This window comes from Bacillus sp. 37MA, assembly GCF_000372765.1.
GTDB classification, from domain to species: domain Bacteria; phylum Bacillota; class Bacilli; order Bacillales; family Domibacillaceae; genus Domibacillus; species Domibacillus aminovorans.
In genome coordinates this window covers 2,886,996-2,911,183 of sequence record NZ_KB889752.1, presented here as the reverse complement: position 1 = coordinate 2,911,183, position 24,188 = coordinate 2,886,996, and the positions used below count along the sequence as shown (strand labels likewise).

Genomic DNA, 24,188 nt, shown 5'->3' with positions numbered 1-24,188 from the left:
GAAGCAATATTTGTGTAGTTAATTAAAAAATACACATTTACTTAATTGGTTATTATTTAAAAGTAAAGTAAAGTTAGGAAGGGTATCATGTCCGGTACGAGAGCAGGCACATTTAATCCGAATGAATTGACAAAACGCGACCAAATGGCCCGCATCCTTGCTGAATTCCTAATTAAAGCGGAATTAATGGAAGCCATTAAAAAATAAGAACGATATCTAGAAGGCCTGATCCAGGCAACAGCTGGATCAGGCCTTCTTTAGTACATAATTTTATGGTGGAAAAAATAATTAGCCAGCATGAGGGGATGCGTGTATTTATTGTCATCTTGCGCATAGGTTTATACAAGGTACTATTACTACTTTATAGGAAGAGGGGAGTTATGTGGGTGTTAAGTTGATTAAAATTTCTGTTGTGTATTTAGTCATTGGTGTACTGCTCGGTTATTACATGTCCATCGCTCATGATTATCAGCTTACGGGTGTTCATGTGCACATCAATCTTTTCGGTTGGACGGCGCTGACTCTTATCGGTATTTTATATCATTTATTCCCGGCGCTTACTTCGAACGGTTTGGCGAAAACACATTTCTGGCTTCATAACATCGGTCTTCCCATTATGATGATTGCTTTGTTTCTGATCCTCACGATTGGGGAAAGCACTGTGCTGACCACGAGTGTCGCTACCGGAGCCACGTTAACAGTTCTTGCTATTTTCACTTTTGCGGTAAATGTATTGAAAAATTTAAGAGCTTGAATGAAGAAAACAGTCCGGCTTCAGCCGGACTGCTTTTTTATGTGTATGCAGAGAACTATGCGTGGTGCTTCGCTTCATATTCTTCACGAATCGTATCGTAAAAATGGGCGAATGTAACACTAATATACGGAACGATCCAGAGGAAACCAATCCCGAGTGTAACCAGACCAAGTAAGAACCAGCCGATAAATGTCAGCCCGAGAACGAAGGCTTCTCCTTTATGACCATCCATCATTTTGCGTGACTCTGTAATCACTTGCAGCGGTGACAATTCTGGACGATCGCGTAAAATGTAAAACGTCATCATGTAAGAAAACGATTTTATGATACCAGGAACAATGAATAGCAACGTCCATAATAGGAGGAATAGTCCTTGTAAGAATGAAACGAAAATCGTTTTAGTAAATATCGTTTGAAACGGATGGACCAAATGGCCAAAACGAATGTCTTTCCCGCGTGACAGATCAATCCATGCCCAAATTAATCCAACCGACATCGGAGTGAGCAGCCAAGTTGCAAGGATCACAGCGATATCTCTCCATGAAAAGTTGTATTCATTCGGATTAAAAATGAAATCAGGTAATGTGAAAATAATAGTCGTAACGACGAACAATCCAATCGCAATCAGCCAATTGCCTTTCAATGATTCGCGTGCCTTTGCCCGCAATTTACTGTAGTACATGTGTAATCACCTCCCTCTATACTCTTTTATACGTGACGAGGCTGGAAAAGATTCATCCAATGAGAAACTTACGTAATAACACGTCTAAAGAAAGACGTTTTGCAAAAACAAGAAGTAACGCTTGATCTATCTAAACCGAGTTATTCGAAGAGAGGCAACGGCCGGTTAGTATTTGACGGCGGTGATTTTACAGCTGAATTTCCCAGGGAATATAATGCAGGCTCACAAATCAATATTAGTCTCATGCTCGATTCAGGAGAGACATACACTCAATATAAATCCCAGTACTTTGACTTTACGTCTTCCGTTAAAAAAGAAACTAGTAGAAAAGCCCATTCTATATTGATGCGTGTAAAAGGAGAGGGAATTTTGAGCTTTTGTAGACAATGCGGGCATAAACTAGACGATACCACTTTGAAGTTCTGTCCATCATGCGGTATGTCCTTTCATCCAGATCCAACAGAGACGAATCATAAACCGGTACCACCCGTCACACGTGCAAAGGCACCGGCGCAAAAAAGCAAAGGGAAGCAGCTTGCTTCACTATTGATCATTTGGCTTGTTGTGGCAGGATCTGTTTTCGTCTGGTACGGAAAAAAACAAACGGATCCGATGAATCAAGTGGAAGCATTTGAAGAAGCGGCAGCTCAAAAGGACGGAAAAGCCATGGCGGCCTTACTCACCCCGGCGGTTAAAGAGATGAAGATCACGGATGATACCGGCCAGCAGCTTGTCGACTATTTAAATGAAAATCCAGATGTGAAAGAGGAGATGGTCAAGCTTTTTAAAGAGCAGGCCGTGACAAAGCGCACGGCGGATATTCCGGAAGAGCATCCACAGCTTATATTGAAAAAGGGAGAAAAGAAATGGTTTTTCTTTGACACGTATCAATATGAAGTGCAGCCATATTATGCGAATATCCATGTGAATTTTAAAGAAACGGCCATCACGCTGGACGGTAAATCGTACGGGACAACAAAAGAAGATGAAGCTGTCATCAAAGCAGGGCCGTTTGCGCCGGGTGCGTATATGCTTGTCGCCGATTACAAAGGTGAATACGGGAAGGAAAAAACAGAGAGGACGATTGATTTTTATGAATCGCTTTCTGCAGAAGCCTCATTTTATGTTGAAATGACCGGCAATGGTGTCGCGGTTACGTCGAACAGGCCAGAAGCTATTTTGTATGTTAACGGGGAGAGTACAGGCAAAACGATTAGAGAAATGAGAAAATACGGTCCAGTAAAACGGGATGGATCCGTTGAATTGTCTGCTGTGTATGACTATCCATTTGGTTCGGGAAACGCGGAGCCGGTTCAGGTAAAAGATCAGGAGAAGATTCACTTTGACGTACATCCTGATCGACAAGATGTATATGAAGGACTGCGGAAAACGATTGTTGACCATACGCATGAATGGATTCAAGCTTTTGAAAATCAAGACACATCTTATTTTACGCACGTTCAAGATGATGCTTATTTTGCGCGGCAACGGGGCTATTACAACGAATCTTCAAGTGAAGGAAAGCAATGGACAGGTTCGTTTAATTATCTTCGTTTTGATCTTGATTCACTGGTCATATCAGAAGAAAACGGCATCACGTATGCGTCCGTTGATGCAGAAGTAAATATTACGGGAAGAACGTATAGCGCCTCTTCGTATGACGGTGATTATATTGATGATACTTCTGATTTTTGGACGTATGGATTGAAGTATGATGAAACAGCGGAGAACTGGTACATTGTCAATACGACGAAAATAGACGGGTTGTCAGGCAGCAATATCGAAACCATTCGATAAAAAGAAGACAGTGGAGGGGACAAAATGAAATGCAATCAGTGTGGACATGAGCAGGCGAGCGGGAAATTTTGCGGCAACTGCGGTACATCAATGGAAGTAACAGCAGCAGACCAGCCAATTGCTGCAGAAACAACGCCAGCGAATGAACTTGTCCACCGGGAAGAACCGAATATGCACGTGGAGAAAGTGAAGAACCGCTCCAGGCAATATTGGGATTATTTTGTACAATATATAAAAAAACCTTCTCTCGTTTTCGGACACGGCGAAAGAGAATTTATAAACGGACTTATTTCAATGGCGATTCTCGCCATTTTAATCGGATTGACGGGTTATACGATGACACGCAATTTCACGGAAAGCATGGGCGAGCTCTTGGGGAGTGACTATTATACGGGTCCAGGCTTTTCCTCCATCTTGAGCAGCGGTGTTATTTTTACTGCGCTGTTTACTGCCTGTGCGCTGTTTGTCCTATTTTTGATCAACCGTTTTTTCGGATCAGGACATTCGCTTAAAGAAATAACCGGTGTGTATGGTGTTCACCTTCTTCCTTCTATTACGTTAATGGCTATTTCACTCTTGCTGGTTTTATTAAAAGCGTACGTGTACAGCAGTGTATTAATGAGTTTGTCTCTTAGCATAGCGCTGTTCGTCATGCCTCTATATTTAATCAGTGCACTATTAACGAAAAAAGCGAACGTGATTGACCCGCTGTATAGCTATTTTCTCTCTATTATTTTCTCGGTTATCTTGTTTGCGATCCTTGTTGGTATACTAGCTGATTCCGCCATGGGAGAGATGTTGCACGGATTATTTTATATGTAACACGAAAGAAAAAACAGTGCTCCTACTCGAGCACTGTTTTTTTCCTCCAATTGATCAGGAAGTCCGATAGTTTGGAGACAACAACCCGATCGCAATCGCCCTCGTTACCCTTCAATAATTTATGCGCTTTTGCCCGTAATTTACTGTAGTATATGTTGTCTTCATACTCTTCTCCACATGAGAGATTCAGCCAACGCGAATTTTCTTACTGTGTCAGGAAGAAAATCAGACCGGCTCGGCCGGACTGATTCGGTGTGAGCGAATCGAATGAATGGTGCGCAAGTCTGTCTAGTGCAATGCCTAAGTGGAAAGAGTCTTGACGACTGTCACAAATTGTCGTACGTTGTAAGCGGGTCATATCATTTACAAAGGAGAATCGTATTGGACAATAGAAATTTAGTATATCCGAAAGAAACGATTTATTTTATTTTATGCTGTATAGTCAGCATCGGGCTGTATATTGCCGCTGCATTTTCGATCATCTTTCTTCTTATTAGTATAGGTCTCTTTCTGGTCTCATTATTTTTTCATGCGGTCTCAATCGGTTCGATTCGTGGCAATGGGGTGCGGGTAAGTGAGCGGCAGTTTCCGGATGTGTATGAGCGCATTCAAGCGCTATCATATGATATGAGATTATCCCGCGTGCCGGATGTATTCATTTTGCAATCAGGCGGTGCACTTAATGCATTTGCGACACGTTTCTTTGGCCGAAATGTCGTCGTTCTTTATTCAGAAGTGTTCGAACTGGCCCGTCAAAAAGGCGATAAAGAGCTTGAATTCATTATCGCCCACGAACTGGCACATGTGAAACGCCGTCACATCTGGAAAAACTGGCTGATACTGCCGGCGATGTGGGTGCCATTCCTCGGTGAAGCATATTCGCGTGCTGCTGAATACACATGTGACCGGCACGCTGCTTATTACACAAATGATGGACAAGCCGCAAAAAATGCTTTAACGATTTTAGGCATTGGCAAAGTCCTTTACCGTGAAGTGAATGAAGATGCGTACTTGCAACAAATTCAGCAAGAATCCAATCTGTTCGTCTGGCTGAGCGAGAAGTGGTCTACACATCCGAATCTACCAAAACGCATTCAGCACGTCGGCCAATTTATGAGAATAGCAGATACACCAACCTATCAAGCTAATAAAGGAAAGATTATCGGCGGCATTATCGTGCTGTTCCTTACTGCGGGCCTGTTGTACGGTGGAATCGCAGCGGGATTTGGGTATGCGCTGACGAAAATGGAATCATCGGATCTATTTGCTTCACTGATGGCATCAGACGATTACATGCTTCAAGACGAGGAAATGACGTATGATGACAGTGAAAGTGAAGTAACAAACTACACCGATTTAATGGATGCTGCTTCTGTCGGTGACATGGAAAAAGTCACACAGCTTCTGGGCAGTGGCGCTGTCATTGATGAACAAGACAGCGAAGGTACACCGGCGCTCCATTATGCTATTTACAATTCTCAATATGAAGTGGTTGAGCAGTTATTAAAGAAGAAGGCGGATCCGAATAGTGAAGACTCAACCGGCTATACACCTTTATTTCTTGCATATGACTATGGCGATACGAAAATGGCAGAGTTACTAATGAAATATGGGGCTGATCCGGATCAGGAAGACATGTATGGCGACACGCCGAGGGATCTTGCTGAACAAGATGGAAACAAGCAATTTCTGACTATTTATAATCAATAATGACTTCACACCTTGCTTACAAGCAAGGTGTTTTTTGCATAAAAGGGATTATTATCACTTAAATCTATTTACTTGTATCCATTTAAGATATATATTGTAAGTAATATGAATAAAAAGGTTTAGGAGTATAGGCCATGAGGAAAATGTTAATATTGATGGCGGTTTTTCTTTTGTTTATCACACTCATTCCTGCAAAGCAGGTTGAAGCAAGTACTGGACACCACACGGTTAATGTCAAAACAACATTAAACGTACGTGAAAATCCAAGCCCAAGAGCAAAAGTAGTCGGTTCTCTTAAAAATGGGGCGGTCGTGTATGTGTATAATACAGAACCAGGCGGCTGGTCAAAAATTAAATACAACAACAAAGCGGGTTATGTGGCATCGGGTTATTTAACGCCGAATGGATCTTCTTCATCGGACAACTCCGGCGGTGAGAAAGCAACGGTCACAGCATCTCCAAGCTTAAATGTAAGAGCGAATCCGAGCCCGAAAGCCAAAATAATTGGCTCATTGAAAAAAGGAGCAATAGTATACATATACGGAACGGAGCCAGGCGGCTGGTCAAAAATCATGTATAATGGCCGATACGCGTATGTGGCATCAAGCTATCTGAAAAAAGAAGCACAGGAATCTACCTACTATTCTTATGATGGGTATGCTTCCGCTGACGCGAATAACTTGAACGTACGGGCGACTGCGAGCAAAAAGGGGAAAGTGATCGGCCAGGTTAATAGAGGATATGAGTTTTACGTTTATGGCACAATGTCGAACGGATGGGCAGAAGTCGATTACAACGGGCGGACAGCTTATGTCGCAACAGAATATTTGTATTTCTATTAAAAAACAATCCGCCATGCATTTACTGCACGGCGGGTTCATCTCATCTAGTCATAAACAGTTGTGTAAAATATGACCCGTAGTCGCCGCCTTCTACGTAACCAATTCCGATTTCAGTAAAATCCGGATTCAGTATGTTTTGACGGTGGCCGAGGCTGTTCATCCAGCTGTTCATGACATGTATGGCTGTATCTTGTCCGGCTGCGATATTTTCTCCGGCAGACGTATAGTCAAGACCGAAGTCATCCATCATCTTAAACGGTGATCCGTATGTAGGTGAAGTGTGGTCAAAGTAATCAAGATCCCGCATATCTTTTGATTTCACGCGTGCCACATGGGAAAGATCGTTGGCTAGCTTAAGAGGTTGCACACCAGCGTTAATCCGTTCGTTATTTACAAGAAGGAAAATTTGCTGTTCGGTCGCATTGGATGTGAAATGCGGGTCGATATCATAAATGGGTTGATGTTCCGGTTCTTGGTCAGGGCCGATGAAATTATCAATGTTGAGCATGAATATGGCCATCTGTCCACGCGTTACAATGCCATCAGGGTCATACTTATTATGTCCAACTCCGGATGTTAGTCCGTTTGCAGCAAGAGCATGAATATAGACGGCATCAGGATGAGTGCTAGGTACATCTGAAAAAGGCTTGTCCGGCGTACCGTTCAGTGCTAAAGCTTTCACAACGGTTCGAGCCATTTCAGCGCGTGTCAATGGACGATTTGGATAAAAATGTTCGCTCAAATCAAATACACCGTTATTTACATAGTAGGCAATGTACGGGTAAGCGGCTTGCTTCGGCGACAAGTCTTTAAAGGGCAGCTCTATCTGATCGTTTACGTTAATTCCGTGTACTCGCCCAACGAAGATCGCGCTTTGAGCACGTGTCACCGGTTCGTTTTGTCGGAATGTACCGTCCGGGAACCCGGAAATTAAATCTCTGTCTAGTAATTCTTCAACAGCTGTATAGGCTTTCTCATTCGGATAAACATCGGGAAACGAAGCAGCTTCTGTTGTTGGAGCCAGCAAGGAACCTGTTAAAAGAACGGTCATCGTCATAGAAAAAATATGCCTTCTTTTTTTCATCTATACTCTCCTTTACCATTATTTTCTTTTACTATATCATAAGATTAATGCTAAAAAACTCGATTTTTGGGAAAAGAATAATTAAGGTAAAGAGGAAGAGGTGATTTTCTTTGACAAAACTATTAATTGATGCAGACGGATGCCCTGTTGTTGACATTGCTTGTGAAACGGCGAAAAAGTTTGGCCTGCCCGTCATCTTAATTTGCGATACAGCACATGAAATGTCACGCCCCGGAGCGGAAACGATTATCGTCTCAAAAGGAATGGACGCGGTCGATTTTGTTCTCGTGAACCGCGTGCAAAAAGGAGATATCGTTGTGACGCAGGATTACGGACTGGCGGCGATGGTGCTTGCTAAACAAGGTCTCGCTATCGACCAAAACGGCAGGCAGTATACCCCGGGAAATATCGATCAACTTTTATTAAGCCGCCATACAGCGAAAAAGATCCGGCAGGCGGGCGGTCGTTTGAAAGGGCCAAAGAAACGCAGAAAAGAAGACGATGCAAAGTTTGAACAAAGTTTAACGTTCATGCTTTCTGACAACTAGTAAAAGTAACCTTATGAGGGTTTTGAAGGATTTCGGTAGGGTAAATGTAGGGGTACTATTTGTGTCTTTCGGTATTTGTAGCGACTAGTCAGTCTATGAGAAAATAAAAGAGTAATTGACAAATATTATTTCATTTGGAGGAATCATATAAATGGCTTATCAATCAAAATCATATCGTAAATTCATCGCAACAGCGGCAACAGCAACGCTTGTGGCATCAGCTGTTACACCAGCGTTTGCGGCTGGATTTACAGATGTATCCGATCGCTACAAAGAAGCGGTTGATTATTTAGTAGAGCAAGAGATTACAAACGGAATCAGTGAAACGAAATATGGCACAGCCCAAACGATTACACGTGTAGATGCAGCTGTATTGATCGCAAAAGCACTTGATCTTAATGTAGAAAATGCGAAAGATGCCGGATTCACAGATGTACCAGGCCGTGCTGTATCATACGTGAATGCATTGAAACAAGAAGGTATTATTAACGGGAAAACAGCGACAACATTTGGCTCATCGCAAAACATTACACGCGGCGAAATGGCCCTTATTATTGCTAGAGCATATGACTTGGAAGGCAATAAGGCAAACTTAGCCTTTACAGATGTATCCGATCGTTATGATGAAGCGGTTGCAGCACTTGTTGACAACAAAGTGACATTTGGTAAAACGGAAACGAAGTTTGGTACAAACGATTCCGTCACACGTGGTGAATTTGCTCTCTTCCTTTACCGTTTAGCGACACCTGAAGAAGTTCAGGCTCCAGCTGTAGCAAAAGTGGAATCCGTAAACGCAAAACAAGTCGTGATCACATTCAACACAGCATTGAATAAAGAGGCAGCGGCACAAAAAACGCTTTATACAGTGAATGGTGCAAACCCAATAGCGGTGAAATTATCTGATGATCAAAAATCAATCACTCTTACATACGCTGACAGCATTGAAGCAACAGACGGCGTCGTTGTCGTTAATCCGATTACAACCGAGCAAAAAGATGAAAATGGAGCGGCGCTGAAAACAGCGAAGTATACATCCGTTTTCACGTATAAAGATACGGTGAAACCTGTCGTAACGGATACGTCTTATACAAATGGTGTCATCACGCTTACGTTCTCTGAAGAAATCGGAACGAAACCGACTGTTGTTCGCGTAAACGGTACCCCAGTGACAGGAGATTCAGTCAGCATCGATTCATCTAATAAAACAGAAGTAAACATTACGAGCGATCTGTCTGCAGGTTCATCTGCATCATTATACGTAGCGGGTGCGACAGATACAGCAGATGCGGCAAATGAAATGGACCTATACAACGGTTTCGTATCAGCACCGACAGCAGATACGAATAAACCGCATGTGACAGACGTACAAGTAACAGGCCAAAACAAAGCGAAAATTACGCTAAGCGAATCTGTTACGGAAGCGGAAATTAATGCAACGGTACAGCGCAGCGCGGACCAAACAGCAGTGAAACTTGTGAAAGATGTTGCAGATACGAGCGGTAAAACGTATACGTTAACCGTTGATTTAAATGGTGCGGCTGCAGGCGATGGCATTTTTGCTGGTTCATCTGTGAGCGAAACGTTCACATTATACATTCAAAAAGATGCAATGACAGATCGTTCTGGTTTGAAAAATGATCTATACAGCACACCGCTTACATTTAAGAAAGATACACAAGCACCATCACTTGTTTCTTCAAAGGTAACAGCCGGTAACAAAAAATTGGCCTTTACATTTGATGAAGCTGTGACAGTGAGCGGTTCTATTAACGCGATCGATGTTCGCGACGAAGACGGTGTGAAATTCACAGCGGTTGCGGCTGAAACATCTTTAACAGAAGATAAAAAAACATTCGAAGTGGACATTAAATCAGGAGACACAGCAATGGACGCAGGTACGTATGCCGTCACTCTTCCTGCTAATTTCTTCTCGGATGCGTATGGAAATAAAACCGGTGCTGTGACAGACAAATTCACAGTAGGAACATCAACAAATGAAGATACGGAAAAACCGACAGCAACTGTTAAAACAACAGGCAAAAATGAGTTTACCGTGACGTATAACGAAGAAGTAACATCTTCAGCGATTAAGTTGTCTAACTACCGTCTTGACGGCCAAGCGCTCCCTAGCAAAACGGATATTTATTTTAAAGACTCTTTGAAAAAAGAAGTGGTCATTACACTTCAGGAAGGATCCGTGAATATCGGTGATCAAACAACTGGCGCACCGGCAGTACTTGGAGTTTCAGGTGTTGCGGATAAAGCAGGAAACGTCAGCACAGCCGAACACTTTGTCGTAACCGTGAAGGACAATACGCCAGCTACTGTAACGGGTGTGGAAGTATATGGAACGACCGTCGTCGTTGAATTCTCCGACGCAATTGAACTACCAGCTGCGCCAACAGATGCCAACGATGTATTAGATGTAACCGTTAATGGAACAGCCGCGGAAGCACAAAACATGACAGCTGTTGCTGGAAATGTGAAGGCATTACAATTTACACTAACATCAGCTCCAGCAGCGAAACCAGTTGTAAAAGTAAAAGAGGGCCAAGAAGCATTGAAAGATGCGAATGGTGTCATCGTAAAATAATGGTTTAGAAGCTGAGTAAATTGCTCAGAAACGGAGTAACACACCGCTCCATAATCTAGACAACAAAACAGCAGCCATCCCGATTCAAAGGATGGCTGCTGTTTTTTATTGTTTATAAGCCTGTTACTTTGCTAAGCAACTCGCTGCGGCGGCTTTCTTTCATTGCTTCATAATCTGCTTTATATTGATTCGCATGAGATTCACTGAAGCCATTTGCTTTTAGCTCGCTTGTAAGGCCCGTGTATAACGAGTTAAAGGCAGCATCTGTTTTAGATTCAACGTTCGCAGCGGCACCGTTGTATTTTTGATAAAAATAAGCGGGATTGACCGTTTCACCGGCTGCTTTTTTCTCTACATATTCGCCTTTCGCCTGGCTAATTAACGAGCCAAGCTGTGAATCTACTTGGCCTTCTAAACTTTGAAAGGAAGACTCATAGCGGGATTTAATCGCATCGACAGTCATCGTAGCAGGTGCTTCATTAGTACCGCCTGTTTCACCGTTCGATCCTGAACCAGAACCGGCATCCGTATTACCGGAACCGCCATTCGTATTACTAGATCCATCAGAACCAGTACCTGTACTACCAGTGCCGCCGTTAGAAGAAGCGGGATCACTAGAACTCGAACCGCCATTATTTTTACCGCCTGTTCCTGTTGACACGGCAGCCGCATATTCCGGCGAAGCAAACCAATCATCAGGACTCATAACGGATCCACCTTCTAATAGAAAGTTGCCGTCTTTATCGACAATGACAAGACCTTCTTCATCTTTTTGCGCGTCTTCTGGGATCGGTGTTCCTTCAGGATAAGCAATCGAATAAGGCGAATCAATAATTTCATCTACGTTCTCATCAGCTACATCGTATGTCTTCACTTTGGTAAAATAATACAAAGTTCCGCCCCCGACTAGGGCAAGAAATAAAACAACAAGGAGCGCTATTTTAATCAACTTTCTCAATCTACCATCCTCCATCAATGAATTGTCATTTTTACCAGTATATCACGAAAAAAATAAAAATAAATATTGACTGAACAATCTGACAAAATATGAATATTTTATTAACAATTGTTAAAGTTTTCAAATGAAGTATTGATTTACTCTATGTAATTCTGTATGATTTTAACTAACATGACAGAAAAGTACTCTATCAGCCTAGACTTAATAAAATGAAGAGGTGACGACATTGGTAAAAAAATATCCACTCAGCAACAAAGCAGTAAAAGCCATGATTGCAGCAACAATCGCATTTACTCCCCTTGCAACAACGGCACTCGTGTTCGATGCCAACCAAGTGGAAGCGGCACAAGTACAAGACACAGCCCATTTTAACAGTATATCTACATTCGAGAAATATGCACTTGAGGTAAGAAATGATTCGAATATAGATAGTGAAGTGGCAGACGCGTTAGACAGTCTTAATTGGACCGCTGCGGTTAATCCCGTATTTGATGCAGGCGCAAGCGCTGGGCAAAAAGCGGCTGTAGCAGCTCTTCTTGAGTTACAGACAAGTATTTACACCGGTACGTATAAAAAAGGCGATTTACGAAAATTTATTGACGACCATAAGCAATACTTGGGTAACTTGCCTGATAAAGATTACATTACATATTTGGGAGTGGTAGAAAAATTTGCTTATGATGAAATAAGCAATATTGCTGATGATGACGTAGACTATACGCATGCCATTTTTAATAGCATTGTCAATGCCGTGAAAGAAGCAGACCACAAGGGGATTCGTCAACATGTATCAGACGTGCTCGTGATTACCGACCCTAAAATGAAACAGGTCGTTTCCAATATTGAAGGCCATTTTGCTGCCAATGGTGTAACAAGAGCAGAACTGAAAACAGCGATGATGTTTGCTGGAGCGGCTTGGCTAGCAAACTATGGAAAACAACCCGGCGGCAATAATGGTGGCGGTGGTGAAACAACACCTCCAGGTCCAGTCATCGATGAAAGCGGCTCAACTGTGACAGTAACCCTTCCATCGGATTTTCAAGAGCAAATTATAGCGAGCTTAACAGCCCAAACGCCTGAAGTGGTAATTACGGTTCCGGCAAATCCTGATGGCAAACCAGTCGCTGTTGATATTCCAGGATCGTTTGCAGCAGCGATTAAATCAGCAGCACCGAATGCGGATCTCGTGATCCAAGTAGGTGGAACAAGCTATGTTCTTCCATTATCACAAGTGAGTCTTGCTACTCTTACAGCCGTTCTTGGTGGAGATTTATCGCAAATTTCATTGCGAGTGACAATTGATCAGTTAACGGATACGGAGAACACAGCTCTTCTTGCGAAAATGCAAGCTAGCCTAACAGCACCAACAGCCGCTTCTTCACAAACAAAAGCAGCAGCACAAGGTATTGCACAGGTTGCACCAGCAGCAAAAATGAAAGTGGAACTCGTTTCAGGCAATAAGGTGACTGAAATTAAAACGTTTGGCGATATTTATGTTGAGCGTGAATTTGTTCTAAATAAAACAGTGAATAAGAACCGAGCAACAGGTGTGGCAGTCGAAGCAGAAGGTTCATTTACATCACTTCCAACAACCTTTAAAACAGAAAACGGCAAGCGAATCGCGGTAGTCCGTGCACTGGCTAACTCGGATGAAGTATACACAGTGATTGAAAGCAATATCACATTCCCTGACGTAGACAACAAGAAAAACTGGGCGGAAGATTACATTGAAGCACTTGCGTCTAAATACATTATCTCAGGTTCAACAGCTGGGACGTACAAGCCGAATGATTACATGACACGTGCGCAATTCGCGCTACTGTTAAGCCGTTCGCTTGGTTTACCGGAAGTCGCATACGATAACCGTTTTAAAGATGTAAAAGGTGATGAGTGGTTCAATGTGAATGGTGCATTAATGGCAGCTGTAAAAAGCGGCATCGTTGCCGGGAAAGCAGACGGCACATTCGCACCGAACGCTCACATCACGCGTGCAGAAGCAGCGGCGATGATCGGACGTGCTCTTAATCTTAAGAGTATCAAATTCGATTCTTCTAAATTGAACACAGCGAAAAAATTGACAGACTTCAAAGATGCGAAATCAATCGGTGCCTCTACACGTGCAGACGTATTAAAAGTCTACCAAGCTGGCATCATGTCTGGTGCAAGCAATGGCACATTCCAGCCAAACGAGTTCACAAAACGCGATCAAATGGCCCGTATTTTGGGTGAATTCTTGATCAAAGCAAATTTAATCGAAAACATTAAATAAAAATAAATGGAAAGGGTCTGATCCAGGCAACAGGCTGGATCAGACCCTTTTTTTTGAAGTAACTAAATTGAAATGATAAAAGAACACTATATTATGGTATAATGCCAAAGACTATTCGTATTAGGAGGCTTTATATGGAAGAAACGATCAGCCTGAAAGAACTGGCGGAAACACTGAAAAAAAGGCTGAAATTGATCGTGCTCATTACGATCGCAGCAGCACTCATCAGCGGACTTATTAGTTACTTTCTATTAACGCCAATCTATCAAACGTCGACTCAGTTGCTTGTGAATCAGACAAAAACGGAGCAACAATTGTACAACACAGGCGAAGTGCAGACGAACCTTCAACTGATCAGTACGTACAACGTGATCATGAAATCACCGGCTATTTTAGACAAAGTATCTGAAAATCTGGCACTTGATCTAACAGCCGCCCAGCTTTCTTCTAAAATCACCGTTCAAAGTGAACAAGATTCACAAGTTGTCAATGTGACGGTGCAAGATGAAGACCCTGGCATCGCTGCGGACATCGCCAATGAAACAGCGCGCGTATTCCAAGCAGAGATCGTCAAAATTATGAATGTCGACAACGTGAGCATTCTTGCACCAGCCGAAGTAAAAGAAAACATGTCTCCTGTGAAACCACAGCCAATGCTGAATATCGCGATTGCCATTGTCGTCGGTTTAATGGCAGGTGTCGGCCTTGCGTTCTTACTAGAATACTTGGATAACACCGTGAAAACAGAACAAGACGTAGAGAAGTTACTCGATCTACCTGTCCTTGGCAGTGTCACGACAATCGAGATAAAGGAAGGACCATCATCTAAACCAGCTTCACAAAAAAAACAAGCAGTAAGAGGTGAAACGATTGGCTCTTAAACGGAAAAAGAAGACAATAGCAGCACCCGGTTCTGCGAAACGAAAGCTTATTACATATACCGATCCGAAATCGCCCATTTCCGAGCAATACCGGACGATCCGGACGAACATATTGTTCTCCTCTGTTGACCAGTCGCTTCGCTCCATTCTTGTCACATCCACAAGCCCGGGAGAAGGGAAGTCGACAACGATCGCGAATCTTGCGGTTGTCTTTGCCGATCAAGGCAAAAAAGTGCTGCTCGTGGACGCGGATATGCGCAAGCCGACGATGCACTACACATTCGGTCTTCAAAACACATTCGGCTTAACTAATATTTTAACGAAGCAAACAACATTGGATGCAACTGCGGTGCAGTCAGACATTGAAAACCTATCTATTTTAACATCAGGTCCGATTCCACCAAATCCAGCTGAACTGCTCGGTTCGGTCTCAATGAAAGAATTTCTGGAACATTCACTCGAAAAATATGATTTTGTGTTATTCGATACACCGCCCGTTCTTGCCGTGACAGATGCGCAAGTGCTTGCTAATCAATGCGATGGAACAATCCTCGTCGTGAACAGCGGCAAAACGGAAATCGAAGGTGTACAAAAAGCGAAAGACTTGCTGCAGTCCGTCAAAGCGAAGCTGCTCGGTGTCGTCTTAAATAACCGCACGATGAAAGATTCAAGTTATTATTATTATTACGGAAAAGAATGACAATTGTATCATTTGTGTAAATTTTCTAAAAAATTCTACAAAATGCTACAAAATACCAAAATCCTATGATATAATTGGTCTATATTGGAATGGGGGGTTGTAATCATCATGGTTGATCTTCACAGTCACGTTTTGCCGGGTCTTGACGACGGAGCGGCGGACATAGTCGAAAGTGTCGAAATGGCGAAACAGGCGGAGAAGGAAGGCATTCGAATGATTGTCGCAACGCCTCATCATAAAAACGGACAGTATGAAAATGAAAAAGCAGCTGTGGAAGCAGCTGTTTTAACCTTGAATAAACACCTTTATGAATCTGGCATTGACGTCACCATTTATGCAGGACAAGAAGTACGCATGTATGGGGAATTGTTGGAAGATTATGAAAATAATAAGCTGTTGCCTGTTGGCCAATCAACGTGTATGCTGATTGAGTTCCCATCGAATGGGATTCCGGCGTTTGCGGAACAGGTACTGTTTGACATGCAATTACATGGAATTACCCCGATTATCGTGCACCCGGAGCGCAATATAGCGATCAGTGAAAACCCGGACAAGCTGTACAAGCTTATTAAAAACGGTGCGCTTTCACAAATCACCGCAGCGTCTATTAACGGTCAATTTGGTAAAAAGATCAAACATTTATCGATGCAGCTCATCGAAGCAAACTTAACACACTTTATCGCATCAGACGCACACAACACGACAACACGTGCTTTCGGGCTTAGGCAAGCATACGACGCAATCGATCCTGATTACGCCGAATACTTTAAAGAAAACGCAGAAATCGTTTTAAACGGAGGCTACATCGCGAAAGAACAACCACACCACGTTGCCCACAAAAAGAAATTCCTTGGTCTATTTTGATTCACTCGTTCATTTAATGACAAGTACGCTAAAAAGAGATCGGTAATGTCTCCTCACCGTTATCAATGGAGGCACTCGGTCACACTGTGGGTTCAGCAGCAAGACAGACCTGAACCTTAGACGCATCCGTCGTCAATAGTGTGGTGTGAGGGCGGGTTAGATGCCCGATTTATTAATACACACAAACCATATAGAAAAGACAGCTAATAAAAGCGCATTCATAATGTGTGTGTTTTTATTAGCTGTTTTTTGTTTTCTATCTATATATATGAAAGAGGTGGAGCGTATTGGCGTATCAAAAGAGAATGTCCTTTTTAATCGGACTTGATTCAGCCATCGTATTATTTTCCATTTATATCGGCTACTTTATTTTGCATCCGTATATGAATATATACAGTCCAAGCACACTATTGATCAGTTCCATCGCGCTGCTCGCCAGCCACCATTTCTTTGCAGGGATTTACCGGCTTTATCATAAAGCATGGGAATATGCCAGTGTTCGGGAACTGATTGCCATCGCCAAAGCGGTCACGTTTTCCGTTTCAGCGACAGCGGTCGTCCAGCTCGCCGCGTTTCAAGATGTTTATGTTCGTGTGCTTCTCGTTACGTGGATGCTACACATATTGCTCATTGGCGGTTCACGATTCTCGTGGAGAGTATACCGCGACCGATACATACGCAAAAGTCACGACGAAAGAAAGCGGACGATGATCGTCGGCGCCGGATCAGGTGGTTCCATGGTCGTCCGTCAGCTGTTAACGAATGAAGCAGAATTTGAACCGATTCTTTTTGTCGACGATGACCCGAACAAGCAGCGCCTCGAAATTCACGGTCTTACCGTTGAAGGCACGACACGCAACATTCCATTGCTCGTGAAAGAACACGATATCGATCACGTTATCATTGCGATTCCGTCACTGAAGCGCCAGCAAATCAATCACATTTACGAGCAGTGCGCCAAAACCGATGCGAAAGTGCAAATCATGCCGCTTATTGAAGATGTCATCACTGGAAAACTGTCTGTCAGTAGCCTTCGCGACGTTGCGGTAGAAGACTTACTCGGCCGTGACCCCATTGAACTCGACATCGAATCGATTGCAGAAAAGATTACGAGCAAAACCGTTCTCGTCACCGGTGCAGGCGGCTCAATCGGCTCAGAAATTTGCCGGCAAATTAGCATTTTTAAGCCGAAAAAACTCGTCCTCGTTGGCCACGGTGAAAACAGCATTTACCAGATTGATATGGAAATGCGCAACAGTCACGGAGATTCGATTGAAATTGTCCCGGTGATCGCAGACGTCCAAGACCGCGAGCGCATGTTTGACGTACTGGGCACACACCGTCCGGACGTCGTTTACCATGCAGCTGCACATAAACATGTGCCACTCATGGAATACAACCCGAAAGAAGCAGTCAAAAACAACATTTTCGGCACGAAAAACACAGCCGAAGCAGCGGCTGCAGCAGGCGTGAAACGATTTGTACTCGTCTCAACCGACAAAGCGGTGAACCCAACGAACGTCATGGGTGCCACAAAACGTGTCGCCGAAATGGTCATCCAGCAGCTCGACCGCGAATACGACACAACATTCACCGCCGTCCGGTTCGGAAACGTACTCGGCTCACGCGGCTCGGTCATTCCGCTCTTCAAAAAGCAAATCGAAGCAGGCGGACCGCTTACCGTCACACATGAAGACATGACACGGTACTTTATGACGATCCCAGAAGCATCCAGACTGGTCATACAATCAAGCACACTGGCACGCGGAGGAGAAATTTTCGTCCTTGACATGGGCGAACCCGTCAAAATCGTCGACCTCGCCCGCAACTTAATCCGACTATCCGGATATACAGAGGATGAAATCGAAATCAAATTCTCAGGACTCCGACCAGGTGAGAAAATGTTTGAGGAACTGCTTAATGAGAATGAAGTTCATTCTGAACAAATCTTTCCGAAGATTCATATTGGGAAAGCAGGGGTTGTGGAAGGGGTCGTTCTTTGGCAGTTCATTAACACACTTACAGATAAAGAGTGTGATGTGATGAGAGAGAAATTGATCGAGATTGCTAATACGAAAGAGAACTTGCGGGCGGTAATGGAGGAAGCGATAGTTTAAATAATATGATGATTTAAATATTGGAATAGATAGGTAGAAACTTATTACGATTTTAAGAATTTAACAAAATGCTCATAGAAGTTATTGAGAATCGGAAAACGAGGAGTGCCAATTAAATGGAGATTTATGAAAAAATAATAAATAAGAATGCACGTATTGCCGTCATTGGTATGGGTTATGTTGGTATGCCTTTAGCTGTTGCTTTAGCGAAAAAAGTTAATGTTATTGGCTTTGATTTAAATGAGAAAAAAATAGAATTATATAAAAGTGGTGTAGATCCTACTGATGAAGTGGGGAACGAAGCCATTGAAAGTACCTCAGTGGAATTTACTTCAGATCCCATCAGATTACGGGAAGCGAAATTTCATATTGTGGCTGTACCTACTCCTATTAATATGGATAAAACGCCAGATCTTACACCTGTTGAAGGGGCAAGTAAAATTATTGGTCGATATTTGACTAAAGATTCTATTGTGGTATATGAATCGACTGTTTATCCGGGTGTAACTGAAGATATTTGTGTACCTATTCTGGAAAAAGAATCAGGTTTAAAATGCGGAGTTGATTTTAAGGTCGGTTATTCACCTGAACGTATCAATCCAGGTGATAAAGTTCATCGGTTGGAAACTATCAAAAAGATTGTATCAGGCATGGATGAAAAAAGTTTGGAAGAAATCGCAAAGGTTTACGAACTTGTTATTAAAGCGGGTGTACATAAAACTTCCTCAATTAAAGTAGCAGAAGCTGCGAAAGTCGTAGAGAACAGTCAGCGTGATATTAATATCGCATTTATGAACGAATTGGCAATGGTATTTGATCGCATGGGTATTGATACGCAGGAAGTTGTCAACGCAATGAACACAAAGTGGAACGCGCTGAAATTTTACCCAGGATTAGTCGGCGGACATTGCATCGGTGTAGACCCTTATTACTTTGTATATGAGGCAGAGCGCTTAGGTTATCACAGTCAGATTATCCTTTCGGGCAGAAAAATAAATGACGGTATGGGTAAGTTCATTGCTGATGCAATTATCAAGCAACTAATTCTTGCAAATAAAACAGTTAAGCAATCTAAGATTGTTATATTAGGACTTACATTTAAAGAGAACACGCCAGATACTCGAAATTCTAAGGTAACAGATATTATTGAAAGTTTACGGGAATATGAGATTGAACCTGTTATAGTCGACCCGGTAGCTAATGCGCAAGAAGCTAAAAGAGAATATAATATTGACTTAGTTGATTTAAAAGATGTAAGTAAAGCAGACTGTGTCGTCTTCGCAGTTGCACACGAAGAGTTTAAGGATTTGAGCTTTACTCAAATAGAGAAAATATTTGAAAATACAGAAAAACAAGATAATATCATTATCGATGTGAAAAGTATGTTAGATAAATCGATGATATTGGAAAAAGGGTACCGTTATTGGAGGTTATAAAGAAAAAGAGCGTCATTGGAATGAAGGTGTTACACATCAATTCTTACTATAGTGTTAGTAGTTTCTATGCGACACTCAAAAAAGAAGAAGTATACAAAAGACTGCGCTACGAGAGCTTTGAGACAGCCCGAATGGCCCTATATAAGTATATTGAGAGCTGGTACCAAGGGGTATTCCACCGTAGCATTGATTTTAACTAACATCCAATGTATCTGAAAAAATGTGCGGTGTAGAAGCATAAAACGTGAGGGGGAAAAGAATTCTTCCCTATCACATTTTTCGGTGTAACCTTCATAGGGTTTCTCGCTCTACATCCCGTGTAGGCGGTCAAAGGCTCTTTTCACTTTGATGGGCTACACGGAATGTGGAACACTCTATGAATATTGGTTTCCATAGAAAAAAACTTAATATTTGTGTGTCCAAAAGCCTGACGTAGATCCAAATTAATATAAGGTTAACTTTAACAAGATGGGTAGTAGGCCTTGATCAATACATATTAAGGCTTATTTTCCATTTTTAATTATAGTAATTAATGCTTTGAAGGAGACAAGCTATGGATGAAACTATTAATTATAAGGAGAATTTAATATCTTTACAACTATTGAAATCTCTATTTGCTTTAATAATTATAATGACATTTTTCGCACCAAATCTACTTGGTAGAGATTATTTAGGTATCACTACATTATTTGCATCATTAATTATAGTCTTGTTATATGAAAAAATCATAATAAATAAACTAACAATCCTAATTTTTGTATACGTTATATTTACAATATTTGTTGATCTTATCAGTAATTTCAATTATCCAACTTCTCCTGTATTCATTGTAAGAACTTTTATTTATAGCTTAGTACCTTTGGTTGCGTTTATATTAGGAAGTTTCTTTAATAATCGGTTAAATGAAAATTCAGTTAATAAATTGATTTTAATTACAGGGTTTGGTCAAGCTTTAATAGGACTAGCTCAAGTATACAACGAATCTTTTAGAGCAGTTACTTTAAATTATTACGCAAATTTTGAAAAATACAATTATGGTTTTGAAGCATGGGAAGTAGGAAGAATTGTTGGAACAATTGGAAACCCAAACATATTCGGTGTATTTTTGGTGATATTTTCAATATATATATTAACTATATTGCTTCCAAAGTATCAAAATAATATCAAATATACTTTTATACTGATAATTATATTATTAACTTCTTCATATGCAATACTGCTATCTCAGTCAAGAACTGCTTATCTATTGCTTGCTCTTGGTATAGTAGCATCTATATTACTAAGTAAAAAAAATATCTTAATAAAATCAATATTATTATCATTGATTTTACTAGTACTTGCTTTAATTTATATTAATAATCCTATTGTCTCACGAAGGTTCGAAGCAGAAAATATTGATACACTTGGTGGTAGAGAAGATATATGGAGAATATTCATAAAAAATTATCTTTCACCATTTACTATACAAAGTTTTGTGGGTTATGGATTTTATTATGTTCGTGATATTAGCAAAGCAGTTGATAATTATTACCTACAACTTATATTGCAATATGGTTTTATTGGTTTATTGCTTTATTTGAATATATTTTTGTCTGCTATAAAATCATTTTTATTCAGAGCAAGAGTTTCTAAATATAGTGCTTTCATAATTATATCTACAATTACTATACTAATTTCAGACTTTACTGGAACAATCAACATGTCCCCAGATATATCTATCTTCTATTTCTTAATATTGGGATATTGCTTTAATAAATAATGATTGGAAGTGCTAAAATGAAAATATTATTAATTACAATTTTATATCCTAGCTACGAAGAACACTCAAGAAAGGAAATATCTTATGCATTACATTATTTTGCAAAGGATTGGGTCAGTTCTGGGCATGATGTAAGAGTAATGAAAATTTATCCAAAATATCCTGCGATATTTAATTTAACCAAAAAAGGAAAAAAAAACAGCAGATATCGGAAAGACGCTACATTTAAATTAGAGGACGTAGAAGTAAATAGACTAACAATAAATAAATTTCCTAAGATTAATTATTTTCAAAAAGATATACGTCGAATGTGTAGTAAGATCCTGCATGATATAAATATGAATAATCAACCAGACATAATAGTCTGTCATATGATAGATCCTTCTATATACATAGCTAAAATGTTAAAAGAAGAACTGAATGTTCCATTGATTTTGACAATTCATCAGTCGGATATCTTTCTATTGACTAATACGAAGAAGAGGTTGGAAAGCTATAAAGAAGTTGAGCCTTTTATTAATAGAATTGGTTTTAGAAATCGTAATTTAATGGATAAATATGACGCATTAAACTTAACTTCAAAAAATAACTTTATAATTCACTCAGGAATAAATAAGGATTTGATTATTTCTGATTATAAGCTTCAAAAAAAGATCAACTCTCAATCTCAATTTATTTTTATTGCAGCCAATATGATAGCTTTGAAAAATATAGATATAGTTATAAAAGCTTTTGAAAAAATAGCAGTTGATGAAGACGTATATTTAAAAATTGCCGGCGAAGGACCAGAAAAAAATAAATTAATCAAATTGGCTGAGGAATCTAGTGTGAATGATCGAATAGAATTCCTCGGATATATTACTAGAGAGTCAGTAATTGAGAATATGGAGAAAAGCGATGTTTTCGTAATGGTTAGTTCTCCTGAAACTTTTGGATTAGTTTATATTGAAGCTATGTCTAAGGCATGTATAACAATCGGTACTAAGGGAGAAGGGATAGATGGTGTTATAAAGGACAGTGAGAATGGATATTTATGTGAACCTAGAAATGTAGATGCCTTAGCAAATAAGTTAACTAAAGCATTAAAGTTAAATAGTGATCAAAAAGAAAAAATTATTACTAATGCTGTTCAAACAGCTAAAAATATGACACAAGAGGAAATATCAAATAAATATCTAGATGTATTACAAGATACAATTAAGAACTTTAATAAAAGTTAAATACATTTGTAACTTTGTGATTAGTACTGGCTGTAAAACCATGTTTAAGTAAGGAGAATTTAATGAAACATCTTCATATAGTGAATACAGATAAATTCATTGAGCCATTTATAAGATTTATAAATGCGAATTTCGATATTCATGAACATCAGTTTTTAAGTATTACTTCGGCAGCTAAGAAGAATTATATAAAAGAATGTTATAAGAATGTTTCAATGTACAATAAAGTCTATAGGAATTGGAATATTTTACGTGATATGTATGATTTTGAGCATATTTATATACATTCGTTGTTTGATATGAGGGTTGTCGTGATACTCTTCTTTCAACCTTGGCTTTTAAAGAAATGTTATTGGATAGTCTGGGGTGGAGATTTGTATGCTTATCGTGAACCCAAAAAGACTTTCAAGAGTAAGGTCAAAGAGTTTATAAAAAGTAAAGTAATAAAAAATGTTGGACATGTTTGTACGCTTGTAAAAAGTGATTATGATTTGGCAAAAAAAATTTATAATGTAAAAGGTAAGTATTTACCTGCGATTTATATTAGCGAGGAAAAGAATAATGCAGTTCTTCGAGTATTAGAAACCACAACTGTTAAGAACAGTAATACAATTAAAATTATTGTAGGGAATTCTGCAACTAAATCTAATTATCACATCGAAGTATTCAAATTATTAGAAAAGTTTTCAACGCAAAATATAGAAATATATTGTCCATTATCTTATGGGGATGCTTCATACGCGGAAGAGGTAATAACCTACGGGACCACAATTTTTAATGAAAAGTTTAAGCCTATAGTAGAATTCATGAATATAGATGAATACATCGAATTCTTAGGAACCATGGATATTGGAATATTTAATAATGATAGACAACAAGGACTTGGGAATATTTATTCACTTTTACATCTTGGGAAAAAGGTGTATCTTCGTGAAGGTACGACAATGTGGAATGAAATCCATAACGAAAAAAGCCTTGTGGTTCACACATTAGATAGTATAAATTTAATTGATTTTGAAGAATTTCAGGAATTCAGTAATGAATATCGTTTGAAAAACAAAATAATAATGGATGAAAGATATGATTCAAAAACAACAGTTCAAATTTGGAGAAATATATTTGAAGCAATATAGAATGGATATGATCTTTATT

The 24,188-nt window shown here is 40.3% G+C and carries 20 protein-coding genes; 17 read left to right on the top strand and 3 right to left on the bottom strand.

All coding sequences use genetic code 11. The features are described from left to right. Positions 1-84: 84 nt before the first annotated feature. A complete protein-coding gene (locus A3M5_RS24880) occupies positions 85-207 on the top strand; it encodes a hypothetical protein (protein WP_269765909.1) in 123 nt (40 codons plus the stop codon). A gap of 175 nt (positions 208-382) precedes the next feature. Continuing rightward, positions 383-754 carry a hypothetical protein gene (locus tag A3M5_RS0116035; RefSeq protein ID WP_018394802.1) on the top strand — a complete coding sequence of 124 codons (372 nt, stop codon included), beginning with the start codon at positions 383-385 and terminating at the stop codon, positions 752-754. Positions 755-809: 55 nt separating this feature from the next. On the opposite strand, the gene A3M5_RS0116030 is transcribed toward A3M5_RS0116035, so the two are convergent. After that, positions 810-1,436: a DUF975 family protein gene (locus A3M5_RS0116030; protein WP_018394801.1), complete on the bottom strand. Its 627-nt coding sequence runs from the start codon at positions 1,434-1,436 to the stop codon at positions 810-812. A gap of 99 nt (positions 1,437-1,535) precedes the next feature. On the opposite strand from A3M5_RS0116030, the gene A3M5_RS0116025 reads away from it, so the two are divergent. From A3M5_RS0116025 to A3M5_RS23195, 4 genes are all read left to right on the top strand, one after another. Then, positions 1,536-3,233, top strand: a complete 1,698-nt coding sequence (locus A3M5_RS0116025) for a zinc ribbon domain-containing protein (RefSeq protein ID WP_018394800.1) — start codon at positions 1,536-1,538, stop codon at positions 3,231-3,233. 24 nt (positions 3,234-3,257) lie between these two features. Further along, positions 3,258-4,055 (top strand): CHY zinc finger protein, encoded by a 798-nt coding sequence (locus A3M5_RS0116020; RefSeq protein WP_018394799.1) that lies wholly within the window; start codon positions 3,258-3,260, stop codon positions 4,053-4,055. Between the two features lie 381 nt (positions 4,056-4,436). Further along, positions 4,437-5,765: a M48 family metallopeptidase gene (locus tag A3M5_RS0116015; RefSeq protein WP_018394798.1), complete on the top strand. Its 1,329-nt coding sequence runs from the start codon at positions 4,437-4,439 to the stop codon at positions 5,763-5,765. 134 nt (positions 5,766-5,899) lie between these two features. Further along, positions 5,900-6,607 (top strand): SH3 domain-containing protein, encoded by a 708-nt coding sequence (locus tag A3M5_RS23195; protein WP_018394797.1) that lies wholly within the window; start codon positions 5,900-5,902, stop codon positions 6,605-6,607. A gap of 40 nt (positions 6,608-6,647) precedes the next feature. Here the strand turns inward: A3M5_RS23195 and A3M5_RS23875 are convergent, their stop codons facing one another. Beyond that, positions 6,648-7,691, bottom strand: coding sequence for an S-layer homology domain-containing protein (locus tag A3M5_RS23875; protein ID WP_018394796.1), 1,044 nt, complete (start codon positions 7,689-7,691; stop codon positions 6,648-6,650). A gap of 110 nt (positions 7,692-7,801) precedes the next feature. On the opposite strand from A3M5_RS23875, the gene A3M5_RS0116000 reads away from it, so the two are divergent. Beyond that, a complete protein-coding gene (locus tag A3M5_RS0116000; RefSeq protein WP_018394795.1) occupies positions 7,802-8,239 on the top strand; it encodes a YaiI/YqxD family protein in 438 nt (145 codons plus the stop codon). Positions 8,240-8,390: 151 nt separating this feature from the next. Beyond that, entirely contained in the window at positions 8,391-10,832 is a 2,442-nt protein-coding gene (locus A3M5_RS0115995) for an S-layer homology domain-containing protein (RefSeq protein WP_018394794.1), read from the top strand. A gap of 112 nt (positions 10,833-10,944) precedes the next feature. Here the strand turns inward: A3M5_RS0115995 and A3M5_RS0115990 are convergent, their stop codons facing one another. After that, positions 10,945-11,790 (bottom strand): hypothetical protein, encoded by an 846-nt coding sequence (locus A3M5_RS0115990; protein WP_018394793.1) that lies wholly within the window; start codon positions 11,788-11,790, stop codon positions 10,945-10,947. A 226-nt stretch (positions 11,791-12,016) separates the two neighbouring features. On the opposite strand from A3M5_RS0115990, the gene A3M5_RS0115985 reads away from it, so the two are divergent. The 9 genes from A3M5_RS0115985 (at position 12,017) to A3M5_RS23870 (ending at position 24,169) form a co-directional block, all read left to right on the top strand. Beyond that, positions 12,017-14,059, top strand: coding sequence for an S-layer homology domain-containing protein (locus A3M5_RS0115985; RefSeq protein WP_018394792.1), 2,043 nt, complete (start codon positions 12,017-12,019; stop codon positions 14,057-14,059). Positions 14,060-14,193: 134 nt separating this feature from the next. Beyond that, entirely contained in the window at positions 14,194-14,940 is a 747-nt protein-coding gene (locus A3M5_RS0115980) for a YveK family protein (RefSeq protein WP_018394791.1), read from the top strand. Next, positions 14,930-15,640 (top strand): CpsD/CapB family tyrosine-protein kinase, encoded by a 711-nt coding sequence (locus A3M5_RS0115975; protein WP_018394790.1) that lies wholly within the window; start codon positions 14,930-14,932, stop codon positions 15,638-15,640. Before A3M5_RS0115980 ends, A3M5_RS0115975 begins: the two co-directional genes overlap by 11 nt. A 108-nt stretch (positions 15,641-15,748) precedes the next feature. Then, positions 15,749-16,504 (top strand): tyrosine-protein phosphatase, encoded by a 756-nt coding sequence (locus A3M5_RS0115970; RefSeq protein ID WP_018394789.1) that lies wholly within the window; start codon positions 15,749-15,751, stop codon positions 16,502-16,504. Between the two features lie 287 nt (positions 16,505-16,791). Beyond that, complete coding sequence (locus A3M5_RS0115965) at positions 16,792-18,621, top strand: polysaccharide biosynthesis protein (protein ID WP_018394788.1); 1,830 nt, start codon at positions 16,792-16,794, stop codon at positions 18,619-18,621. A gap of 116 nt (positions 18,622-18,737) precedes the next feature. Further along, positions 18,738-20,057 carry a nucleotide sugar dehydrogenase gene (locus tag A3M5_RS0115960; protein WP_018394787.1) on the top strand — a complete coding sequence of 440 codons (1,320 nt, stop codon included), beginning with the start codon at positions 18,738-18,740 and terminating at the stop codon, positions 20,055-20,057. Positions 20,058-20,610: 553 nt separating this feature from the next. Further along, the gene (locus A3M5_RS0115950; RefSeq protein ID WP_018394785.1) at positions 20,611-21,816 is read left to right on the top strand and encodes an O-antigen ligase family protein; all 1,206 of its coding nucleotides are present in this window, start codon (positions 20,611-20,613) and stop codon (positions 21,814-21,816) included. 17 nt (positions 21,817-21,833) lie between these two features. Next, positions 21,834-23,036, top strand: coding sequence for a glycosyltransferase family 4 protein (locus tag A3M5_RS0115945; RefSeq protein ID WP_018394784.1), 1,203 nt, complete (start codon positions 21,834-21,836; stop codon positions 23,034-23,036). A gap of 62 nt (positions 23,037-23,098) precedes the next feature. After that, the gene (locus A3M5_RS23870; protein WP_018394783.1) at positions 23,099-24,169 is read left to right on the top strand and encodes a TDP-N-acetylfucosamine:lipid II N-acetylfucosaminyltransferase family protein; all 1,071 of its coding nucleotides are present in this window, start codon (positions 23,099-23,101) and stop codon (positions 24,167-24,169) included. The last annotated feature ends 19 nt before the right edge of the window (positions 24,170-24,188 follow it).